This window comes from Arthrobacter nitrophenolicus (assembly GCF_045833485.1).
GTDB classification, from domain to species: domain Bacteria; phylum Actinomycetota; class Actinomycetes; order Actinomycetales; family Micrococcaceae; genus Arthrobacter; species Arthrobacter nitrophenolicus.
Genome location: NZ_CP174504.1, coordinates 3,560,799 through 3,570,763, shown reverse-complemented (window position 1 = coordinate 3,570,763; position 9,965 = coordinate 3,560,799). Strand labels below are relative to the sequence as shown.

The 9,965-nt window shown below is 68.0% G+C and carries 11 protein-coding genes; 1 reads left to right on the top strand and 10 read right to left on the bottom strand.

Annotated features, from left to right (window positions below; translation table 11 throughout):
* Positions 1–2 precede the first annotated feature (2 nt).
* The 8 genes from lgt to hisI form a co-directional block, all read right to left on the bottom strand.
* Entirely contained in the window at positions 3–1,157 is a 1,155-nt protein-coding gene (lgt, locus tag ACJJV6_RS16475; RefSeq protein WP_407709451.1) for a prolipoprotein diacylglyceryl transferase, read from the bottom strand.
* Positions 1,158–1,160: 3 nt separating this feature from the next.
* Entirely contained in the window at positions 1,161–1,955 is a 795-nt protein-coding gene (trpA, locus tag ACJJV6_RS16470) for a tryptophan synthase subunit alpha (RefSeq protein WP_035752880.1), read from the bottom strand.
* A 47-nt stretch (positions 1,956–2,002) separates the two neighbouring features.
* On the bottom strand, positions 2,003–3,322 hold the full coding sequence (gene trpB / locus ACJJV6_RS16465) for a tryptophan synthase subunit beta (RefSeq protein ID WP_009358184.1): 1,320 nt from the start codon (positions 3,320–3,322) through the stop codon (positions 2,003–2,005).
* 122 nt (positions 3,323–3,444) lie between these two features.
* Positions 3,445–4,266 (bottom strand): indole-3-glycerol phosphate synthase TrpC, encoded by an 822-nt coding sequence (gene trpC / locus ACJJV6_RS16460; protein ID WP_009358183.1) that lies wholly within the window; start codon positions 4,264–4,266, stop codon positions 3,445–3,447.
* Entirely contained in the window at positions 4,266–4,553 is a 288-nt protein-coding gene (locus tag ACJJV6_RS16455; protein WP_009358182.1) for an HGxxPAAW family protein, read from the bottom strand. The genes trpC and ACJJV6_RS16455 overlap by 1 nt, the downstream gene beginning before the upstream one ends.
* Before the next feature lie 106 nt (positions 4,554–4,659).
* A complete protein-coding gene (locus ACJJV6_RS16450) occupies positions 4,660–5,298 on the bottom strand; it encodes a Trp biosynthesis-associated membrane protein (protein WP_009358181.1) in 639 nt (212 codons plus the stop codon).
* Positions 5,298–6,860, bottom strand: coding sequence for an anthranilate synthase component I (locus tag ACJJV6_RS16445; RefSeq protein ID WP_009358180.1), 1,563 nt, complete (start codon positions 6,858–6,860; stop codon positions 5,298–5,300). The genes ACJJV6_RS16450 and ACJJV6_RS16445 overlap by 1 nt, the downstream gene beginning before the upstream one ends.
* Positions 6,861–6,976: 116 nt before the next feature.
* Positions 6,977–7,417, bottom strand: coding sequence for a phosphoribosyl-AMP cyclohydrolase (gene hisI, locus ACJJV6_RS16440; protein ID WP_009358179.1), 441 nt, complete (start codon positions 7,415–7,417; stop codon positions 6,977–6,979).
* A gap of 111 nt (positions 7,418–7,528) precedes the next feature.
* Between hisI and ACJJV6_RS16435 the strand changes: the two genes are divergently transcribed.
* Positions 7,529–8,173, top strand: a complete 645-nt coding sequence (locus ACJJV6_RS16435; RefSeq protein WP_354176310.1) for a TIGR03085 family metal-binding protein — start codon at positions 7,529–7,531, stop codon at positions 8,171–8,173.
* Positions 8,174–8,230: 57 nt separating this feature from the next.
* Here the strand turns inward: ACJJV6_RS16435 and hisF are convergent, their stop codons facing one another.
* Both hisF and hisG read right to left on the bottom strand, forming a co-directional pair.
* Positions 8,231–9,007: an imidazole glycerol phosphate synthase subunit HisF gene (hisF, locus tag ACJJV6_RS16430; RefSeq protein WP_009358177.1), complete on the bottom strand. Its 777-nt coding sequence runs from the start codon at positions 9,005–9,007 to the stop codon at positions 8,231–8,233.
* A gap of 49 nt (positions 9,008–9,056) precedes the next feature.
* Positions 9,057–9,917, bottom strand: coding sequence for an ATP phosphoribosyltransferase (gene hisG, locus ACJJV6_RS16425; RefSeq protein ID WP_133350834.1), 861 nt, complete (start codon positions 9,915–9,917; stop codon positions 9,057–9,059).
* Positions 9,918–9,965 lie beyond the last annotated feature (48 nt).

Below are 9,965 nucleotides of genomic sequence, written 5' to 3'. Positions count from 1 at the left end.
GTTTACTTGCTGGTGCCGGCCTCCGGTGCGGATCCTGTGGCTGTGCTGCCGGAGTGTCCGGCAGCCGTGGCATCCGTCCCCGGCTTGGAGCCGGATGGTGCCGCCGTGGCCTTTTCCGTGGGGGCGGAATCAGGCCTGGAACCGTTTTGGTTATCAGGGAGATTATCACGCGATTCACTATCTGAGACAACCGGGTCCGTATCACGGACCCCGTCTTCGGTATCCCCAGCGTCCCCGGTCACGGCCGGTTTTGCCGGTTCCCGCCCCGGAAGATAGACGGTGTCGGGCTCCGGGCGGCCCTTCCTGCCCAGCAGGATGAAGACGGCCAGCGCAGTCACAAAGACGAAAATACTCGTCCAGACATTCAGGCGCGTGGTGAGGCCGAAGAGCGAGATCTGCTCCGCGTCGTCGATGCGCATGGCCTCGATCCACACCCGTCCCAGGGTGTAGTACATGGCGTACAGCCAGAACAGCCGGCCGCGGCGGAAGTTGAACCGGCGGTCCAGGACGAGCAGGAGCGCGACGCCGGCAAGGTTCCAGAGCGATTCGTACAGGAACGTCGGGTGGAACAGTGTGCCGGCGGGAACGCCCGCGGGGAAGTTCGCGTTGTCGGCGTCGATCTCCAGGCCCCACGGCAGCGTGGTGGGCCCGCCGAAGAGTTCCTGGTTGAACCAGTTGCCCCAGCGGCCGATGGCCTGGGCCAGCAGGAGGCCGGGCGCGGCAGCGTCCATGAAGGCGGGAAGCCTGACGCCTGCCCGGCGGCAGCCGATCCAGGCGCCGACGACGCCGAGCACCACGGCACCCCAGATTCCCAGGCCGCCGCGCTGGATCTGCGGGATCAGCGAGAGGTCGCCGGTGCCATCGAAGCCCGGGCCGAAGTAGGCGTCGGGCGATGAGAACACATGGTAGAGGCGGCCGCCGATGATGCCGAACGGGATGGCCCACACCACGATGTCCCAGACGCTTCCTTCAGGCGCGCCGCGCTTGGCCCAGCGGACCGAGGTCAGCCAGAGGCCTGCAACGATGCCGGCCAGGATGCAGAGGGCGTAGGCGTGGATGCGCAGCGTCCCCCACGGCAGCGGGATGTCGAATCCGGACCAGTCCGGGCTGGGAATGCTGGCGGGCACCAGGACGGCTGCCTGGAGGAGGCTCTGCATTGGTTAGGCTTCTTCCCTGGCAAGTCCGGAGCTGAGCTCCCTGGTCAGCGATCCGACGGCGTCCACGCCGCCATTGCCCAGTGCTGACACCAGTGCGGTGCCCACAATGACGCCCTCGGCGTAGGCGGCAATTTCGCGGACCTGCTCGGCGTTGGAGACGCCCAGGCCGACGCAGACGCGTTCCGCGCCGGCGTCGTGCGCCGCGGCCACGACGTTCCGCGCGGCGGTGCTCACCGAGGAACGGGCGCCGGTGACGCCCATGATGGACACGGCGTACACGAAGCCGCGGCTGGCGTCGACGGTCCGCTGCATGCGCTCGGCAGTGGACGACGGTGCTACGAGGAACACGCGGTCCAGCCCGTATTTGTCAGAGGCGGCCATCCATTCGTCGGCCTCGTCCGGGATGAGGTCCGGCGTGATGAGCCCGGCTCCCCCGGCTTCGGCCAGGCGGCGGGAGAACTCGTCCACGCCCATCCGGACCACGGGGTTCCAGTAAGTCATCACCAGGACGGCGGCGTCAGTCTTGGCGGTGATGCCGGCGACCACGTCGAAGACCTGCCGGACGGAGAAGCCGTTGGCCAGTGCCTGCGTGGTGGCGGCCTGGATGACCTGGCCGTCCATCACGGGATCGGAGTACGGGATGCCGATTTCGATCAGGTCGGCACCGTTCTCCGCCAGGGCGATGCCTGCGGCGATGCTTTCCTCCACGGTGGGGTACCCGGCGGGCAGGTAGCCGACGAGCGCGGCACGCCCCTCGGCGCGGGCTTTGTCGATGGCCGCTGCCGACTTGCTGGTCATCTGTGTCTTGCCGGCCGTCTGTGCGCTGCCGTCAATTCCTGCACTGCTCACAGCTGCTCTCCCTCTTTGCCGATTTCCGATTCCGCGGAGTCCTTGTCCAACAGGTTGAACCACTCGGCGGCGGTGGCCACGTCCTTGTCGCCTCGGCCGGACAGGTTCACGATCACGATCTTGTCCCGGGCGGCAGCGGCGTCTTCCGCGGCGAGCCGCTGGCCCACCTTGATGGCCCCGGCCAGGGCGTGCGAGGACTCGATGGCGGGAATGATGCCCTCGGTGCGGCAGAGGAGTCGGAAGGCCTCCATGGCCTCGCTGTCCGTGATGGGCTCGTAGTTCACCCGCCCGATGTCGGCGAGGTAGGAGTGCTCCGGGCCCACACCCGGGTAGTCAAGGCCCGCGGAGATGGAGTGCGACTCGATGGTCTGGCCGTCGTCGTCCTGCATGAGGTAGGAGCGGGCGCCGTGGAGGACGCCCGGCTTGCCCAGGGTGATGGTGGCAGCATGGCGTCCGGTGTCCACGCCGTCGCCGCCTGCTTCGAAGCCGTAGATCTTGACGGACGGATCATCGAGGAAGCCATGGAAGATGCCGATGGCGTTGGATCCGCCGCCGATGCAGGCGCACACGGCGTCCGGAAGGCGGCCTGCCTGCTCCAGGATCTGGGCGCGCGCTTCCTCGCCAATGACCTCGTGGAAGTAGCGGACCATGGCGGGGAACGGGTGCGCCCCGGCGGCGGTGCCCAGCAGGTAGTGGGTGTTGTGCACGTTGGCCACCCAGTCGCGCAGGGCGTCGTTGATGGCGTCCTTAAGGGTCTGCGAACCGCTGGTGACGGGGATGACGGTGGCGCCCAGCAGTTCCATCCGGGCAACGTTCAGGGCCTGCCGGCGGCAGTCCTCGGCACCCATGTAGACCACGCACTCCAGCCCCATCAGGGCTGCGGCCGTGGCGCTGGCCACGCCGTGCTGGCCGGCGCCGGTTTCGGCGATGACGCGGGTCTTGCCCATGCGCTTGGCGAGCAGGGCCTGGCCCAGCACGTTGTTGATCTTGTGCGATCCGGTGTGGTTGAGGTCCTCGCGCTTGAGGAACACCCGCACTCCCCCGGCATGTTCGGAGAACCGCTTGGCTTCGGTCAGCAGCGACGGGCGGCCCGAGTAGTTCTTGTTCAGGTCCGCGATCTGGGCCCGGAAGTCGGGATCGTCCTTTGCCTTCTCGAAGGTCTCCTCGAGTTCGTCCAGGGCTGCGATGAGGGACTCGGGCATCCAGCGTCCGCCGTAGCTGCCGAAGTACGGCCCCGGAGCGTGCCGGAGGGAGCCGCCCGCCAGGAATGCGTCCGCGGCCTTGTTGTCAGCGTTTCCTGAGGGTGCGTCGGCCATCAGTCCCGTCCTGTTCGAAGTTGATCGGTCAAAAGTATGGTCCGGCCGGGGCCGGAAGAAATACCGGACATTGCTGCCCCCTAGATGCGGCCCTGCGGCAGCCTTGCGGGCAGCGCGGCCGGTCAGCCGCGGGCGGCGATGGCGGCCGCGCCGGCGGCCGTGAACTCCGCGATCCGCTCGCGCGGGGTGGAGTGGCTAACCAGCGCCTCCCCGACCAGCACCGCGTTGGCGCCGCTGGCGGCGTAGTGAGTGACGTCGTCGGTGTCCCTGACACCCGATTCCGCCACGACCAGCGCACCGGCCGGAATGCGTCCGGCGAGGGATGCGAACAGGGAACGGTCGACGTCGAGCGTCTTCAGGTTCCGCACGTTGACGCCGATGATGCGGGCCTTGGCCGCGGCGGCGCGTTCGATTTCCTCTTCGGTATGCGTTTCCACCAGCACGTTCATGCCGAGCTCGGCACTGAGGGCGCTGAATTCGTTGAGCTGGGCGTCGGAAAGGGCCGCAACGATGAGCAGGATGAGGTCCGCGCCGTGGGCGCGGGCTTCCCAGATCTGGTACTCGTCCAGCGTGAAGTCCTTGCGGAGCAGGGGGACGTCGACGGCGGCACGGACGGCATCGAGGTCCGCCAGGGACCCGTTGAAACGGCGCTGCTCGGTGAGGACGCTGATGACGGAAGCCCCGCCGTCGGCATACTGCCGGGCGAGCGACGCGGGATCGCCGATGCTGGCGAGGTCGCCCTTGGAGGGGCTGCGCCGCTTGATTTCCGCAATGACCTTGAGCTCGCTGCGGGCCGGCGACGGACCGCCAAGCGCGGCCCAGGCGTCGCGGGCAGGCGCAGCGGCCTGGGCCCGGTCCTTCAGTTCAGCCAGCGAAACGAGCCGCTTCCTGGCCTCCATATCCTCCCGGACACCGGCGTTGATGTCGTCGAGAACTGTTGCCATCAGTGGCCGGAGTTCTTGAGCTTGCTGCCTTCGACTCCGTAGCCTGCCTTGCGCATGACGTAACCGAGGATGAGGCCGAGCACCATCACGCCGGCGCCGACGATGAAGATGGGGGTGCTGGCGATGACGAACGCGATCGATGCGATGAGCGCGCCCACCAGCATGGTGATGACACAGGTCCAGGCGGCGGGGCTATTGCCGTGGCCGAGTTCCTGGCTGTGGTCGATGGCGCCGGGGGCTACCGTGCGGGTGCCGGACTTGGAAACGGACGCAGGTGCTTTGCTCATGGAAAATCTCCTCAGGATGAATACTGCTTACATTCTGCCATTTTTTGGGCCGTGACCTGTTATCGGCGGCCGCCCTGCCGTCACCGGCTGCGGGGCTCCGCCAGGGTCAGGTGGGATCGTCCCCCCGGGAGAGCCGGTCCCAGCTGTCGATCTCGTCCACCGGCCCCGCCGCGGGAGCACTGCCCGCCGCCGCCGGCGCGTCGTATTTGGTTCGCGTCTTCCAGTGCCGGCCCGCGGGAATGATGAGCAGGGCCGCCAGTGCCAGCAGGCAGCCGGCGGCGACGGCGAGGGTGGGGAAGGCGGTGACGTCCACCTGCGCCTGGCTGCCGCTCACGCCTGTCGCGGCCGCAATGGAACCCTGTGCTGCGGCGAGGGGATCGGCGAGCACGGTGGCAGCGGCGGCTATGATGCCTGCCGAGGCGAGGACGATGATGGCGGTGATGACCCACCGGGCGATCCTGCCTGCGATTGCCGCGGCCAGTCCCCCGGCCAGCGCCACCAGGGCCAGCGCGGTCACCGTGGTGGCGGCATCGCTGCCCTGCACCTTCAGCGGTTCCTGTCCGGCACCTGCCTGGCCCACCTGGTTGGGATCCAGGGTGACGGTCATCCAAGTCTGCGTGGTGGTGCCAAAAACCGCCAGCGCCAGGACCGCGATGAGCAGCACCAGCGTTGACTTCCGCGCCCAGGCGGGCGCAGCCCTCTTTCCGCTGCCGGCCTGCCCGGACGCCGTTTCCTGCTGGGGCATCAGGCGTCGGTCCCGCCGGGCAGTGACTCCGCGGAAATGTTCTGCAGCGAGCCGGCCGTGTGGACTGCGCGGAGGGGCGCCGCGGCCTTGTTGACAGTTTCGAGCGCCTCCGTGGGATTCACCGAGTCCGCAACGATGCCGCCGCCGGCCTGGACGTAGGCACGGCCGTCCCGGAGCAGCGCCGAGCGGATGGCGATGGCCATGTCCATGTCGCCGGCGAAATCGAGGTAGCCCACCACGCCGCCGTAGATGCCGCGGCGGTGCGGTTCCAGTTCGTCAAGCAGGCGCAGCGCCCTGGGTTTCGGGGCGCCCGACAGCGTGCCGGCAGGGAAGGTCGCCTTGAGGACGTCGTAGGCCTTGGCCTGGGGCGACAGTTGGCCCACCACCGTGGACACCAGGTGCATTATGTGGCTGAAGCGCTCCACCTCCATGAACTGGGTGACGTCCACCGTGCCGGCCACGCAGACCTTGGACAGGTCGTTCCGGGACAGGTCAACCAGCATCAGGTGCTCGGCGCGTTCCTTCTGGTCGGCCAGCAGTTCCTCGGCAAGCGCCTTGTCCGCCTCCACGGTCTTCCCGCGCGGCCGTGATCCGGCGATGGGGTGCGTGATGACTTCCCCGCCTGTGACGGTGACCAAGGCCTCGGGCGACGAGCCCACAATGGAGTACTCCCGGCCGTCGGCGTCCTCGAGGCTGAAGATGTACATGTAGGGGCTGGGGTTGGTGTTGCGCAGCACCCGGTACACGTCCAGCGCTGAGGCCTTGCACTCCATCTCGAACCGGCGCGAGATGACCACCTGGAAGACTTCGCCGTCGACGATGGCTTCCTTGCCCCGGTCCAGGGCGGCCAGGTATTCGTTTTCGTCCCAGCGTTCCTGGACGCTGGAGGCAAAGTCCAGTGCAGCAGGAGCCAGCACCGACACGGGCTGGGCCACGGGGCTGCTGACCTTGGCCAGGAGGGCCTTGACCCGGGCCACGGCGTCATGCCAGGCCTCGTCAACGCGTTCGGAGCTGTTGTCGAAATTGATGGCGTTCGCGATCAGCAGCACAGTGCCGTCCACATTGTCGTGGACCGCCATGTCGGTGACCAGGTTCAAGGCCATTTCGGGCAGGTGCAGGTCATCTTCGGGAGGGCTGACCAGCCGCTCCCAATGCCGGACGGTTTCCCAGCCCAGGAACCCCACCAGGCCGGAAGTGAACGGCGGCAGCCCCTCGAACCGGTCCGTGCGCAGGGCCTCGATGGTGTCGCGGACGGCGTCCACCGGGCTGCCGTCCACCGGCACTCCGGCGGGCGGCTCGCCCAGCCAGTGCGCGTTGCCGTCCTTGGTGGTCAGCGTGGCCCGCGACCGCGCGCCAATGAACGAATAGCGGGACCAGGCTCCGCCCACCGCCGCGGATTCCATGAGGAACGTCCCGGGCTGGCCCTGGGCCAGCTTGCGGTACAGGCCGATAGGGGTCTCGGCGTCGGCAAGCACCTTGAGCCGGACGGGGATGACGCGGCTGTGGCCGGCGAGTTCCCGGAACTCCTCCAGGCTCGGGCTGATGGTTCCAAGGTCCTGCATGGCTATGGTTTCCGCCTGTTCTCGTGAGGGCCGGCAACGCCGGACGCCTTAATTCTTCCTGCAGCGGGCCGCGGCTGCCGCTATTGTGCGGACGCCGGCAGGGCCGCCGGTACGGTTCAGACCGCCTGGGCCGTGGTGACGTTCAGTTCCCTGCCGTCGAAGCAGGTGCGGGTGCCGGTGTGGCAGGCGGCACCCACCTGGTCCACGCGCACCAGCAGTGCGTCGCCGTCGCAATCCATGGCGACGGACTTCACCCACTGGACGTGCCCGGACGTGTCCCCCTTGCGCCAGTACTCCTGGCGGGAGCGCGAGTAGAAGGTGACGCGGCCCGTGGTCATGGTGCGGTGGAGGGCCTCGTCGTCCATCCAGCCAAGCATCAGGACCTCGTTCGTGTCGTACTGCTGCACCACGGCGGCCACCAGGCCTGCGCTGTCCCGCTTCAGGGCGGCTGCCAGCTCCGCGGGGAGCGGGCCTGCGTCAGCGGCGGCGGGGCTTCCGGGCACGGCGGAACCGGAGGCTTGGACAGTGGTTTGTGCGGGGGCGGGCTGCTCAGACATCAGGTCAAGTCTAGTGCCTTCGGCGGAGCCGTTCCGGATGTGAACAACGGCACGCCAGCGGCGCCCGGGAAGCTGCCCAACTTCGCGCCTGTCGTGCTAGTTTTCCAAGTGATGCATTTCGTCGAACCGTCCCGAGAAGTCCTGGCCGAGACCCTGCTAGCGGCCGGTCCTGATGCGCCCACGCTGTGCAAGGGCTGGCGTACCAGGGATCTCGCCGCGCACCTTTACCTGCGGGAGCGCAAAGCCGCCGTGGGGCTGGGCCTGATCATCAAGCGGCTGGCCAAAGCCTCGGACCAGGCCACGGCAGCCCTCGCGGCCAAGTTGACCACTGCCGAGGACTACGCCCGGCTGGTCAACACGTTCCGGTCGGGCCCGCCTGCATTCTCGCCGATGAAAATCAAGGCCTTGGACGAAAGCTCCAACCTCATCGAATACTTCGTGCACACTGAGGATGTCCGCCGGGCCGTTGACCGTTGGGCGCCCCGGGCCTTGGACGAGGCCTACTCGGACGCCCTCTGGGATGAACTGGTTAAGCGTGCCGCCATCCTCTACCGCGGCGTGGACCTCGGTATCGTCCTGGTGCGCCCGTCGGGGCCCCGCCACGTCGCCAAGCGCGCGCCGGTATCCGTGGCCATCGTCGGCGAGCCGGGAGAACTGCTCATGCACGCCCACGGCCGCACGCGCCACGCCCTGGTCACCTTCGAGGGCCAGCCGGACGCCGTCGCGCTCCTCCAGTCCGCCGAAGTGGGGCTGTAACCGAATTCGGTGATTGAGCCTGTCGAAATCCGGTTTCGACAAGCTCAACCAACGGTTTTAGCGGACTTCGAAGCCTGCGGCCCTGATGGCGTCCTTGACCTGGTGCATCATGTCGTTCGGGCCCCAGTGGAAGATCGAGGCCGCCAGTACGGCATCGGCACCCGCGGCCACTGCCGGCGGGAAATGTGCAGGCTCGCCGGCCCCGCCGGAGGCGATCAGCGGCACCTTCACGGCGGCGCGCACGGCCCGGATCATCTCCAGGTCGAAGCCGTCCTTGGTGCCGTCGGCGTCGATGGAGTTCAGCAGGATCTCCCCCACGCCCCGGTCCGCCGCTTCCCTCGCCCATTCGATGGCGTCGATCCCGGTGCCGGTGCGGCCGCCGTGGGTGGTCACTTCGAAGCCCGACGGCGTGGGCTGCGACCCCGGGCGGGTGCGCCGGGCGTCGACGGACAGGACCAGGACCTGCGAGCCGAAGTGCCGGGTGATTTCATCGATCACGTCCGGACGCGCCACCGCGGCGGTATTGATGGCAGCCTTGTCCGCGCCGTAGCGCAGCAGCTTGTCCACTTCGGCCACGCCGCGGACGCCGCCGCCCACGCATAGCGGAATGAACACTTCCTCTGCGGTGCGGCGCACCACGTCGAAGGTGGTTTCGCGGTTGCCGGATGAGGCGGTGACGTCAAGGAACGTCAGTTCGTCGGCACCGGCGTTGTCGTAGCGGTGCGCCAGCTCCACGGGGTCGCCGGCGTCGCGGAGGCCCTCGAAGTTGACACCTTTGACGACGCGCCCGGCGTCCACGTCAAGGCAGGGAATGACGCGTACTGCTACTGCCATGGGAAACTCCTGGAAATCTTGGTGGTCCTGCTGCGCTGGGTGGAAGGGCTCAGATGCGGCAGGCGTGGATGCTGCTGACCAGGATGGCACGGGCGCCGAGGTCGTACAGCTCATCCATGATCCGGTTGGTTTCCTTCTTGGGCACCATGGACCGGACGGCCACCCAGTCCGAATCCCGCAGCGGCGACACCGTGGGCGACTCCAGGCCGGGGGTCAGCGCGGCGGCCTTCTCCACGAGTTCCTTGCGGATGTCGTAATCCATGAGGACGTACTGCCGCGCCACCAGGACGCCCTGGAGGCGGCGGATGAGGACGTCGATTTCCCGGGCGGTGCCGTTGGCGGCGCCGCCTTCACCGGTGCGGCGGATCAGGACAGCCTCGGACTTGAGGATGGGTTCGCCGAAGATTTCCATCCCGGCGGCCTTGAGGGTGTTGCCGGTCTCCACGACGTCGGCGATGGCGTCGGCCACGCCCAGCCGGACGGAGGATTCCACGGCGCCGTCCAGGCGGACCACCTTGGCGTTGATGCCGCGCTCAGCCAGGTAGCCGCGGAGGAGTCCGTCGTAGCTGGTGGCGAGGCGCTTGCCCTCGAGTTCCTCGGCGGCGGAGAAGTCGCCTACCGGACCGGCGAAGCGGAAGGTGGACGCGGCAAATCCGAGGGGAAGCAGTTCTTCGGCCTCCACCTCGGCGTCCAGCAGCAGGTCCCGTCCGGTGATGCCGACGTCGAGCGTTCCCTGACCCACGTACACCGCAATGTCGCGGGGACGGAGGAAGAAGAACTCGATGTCGTTGTCCGGGTCCACCATGACCAGCTCACGGGTATCGCGGCGCTGGCGGTATCCGGCTTCGGACAGCATGGCGGAGGCGGCTTCGGACAGGGATCCCTTGTTCGGGACGGCTACTCGCAGCATGGGGGATGTTCTTTCTGGATTGGAAGGTCTGGGTGTTCAGGCAGTGCA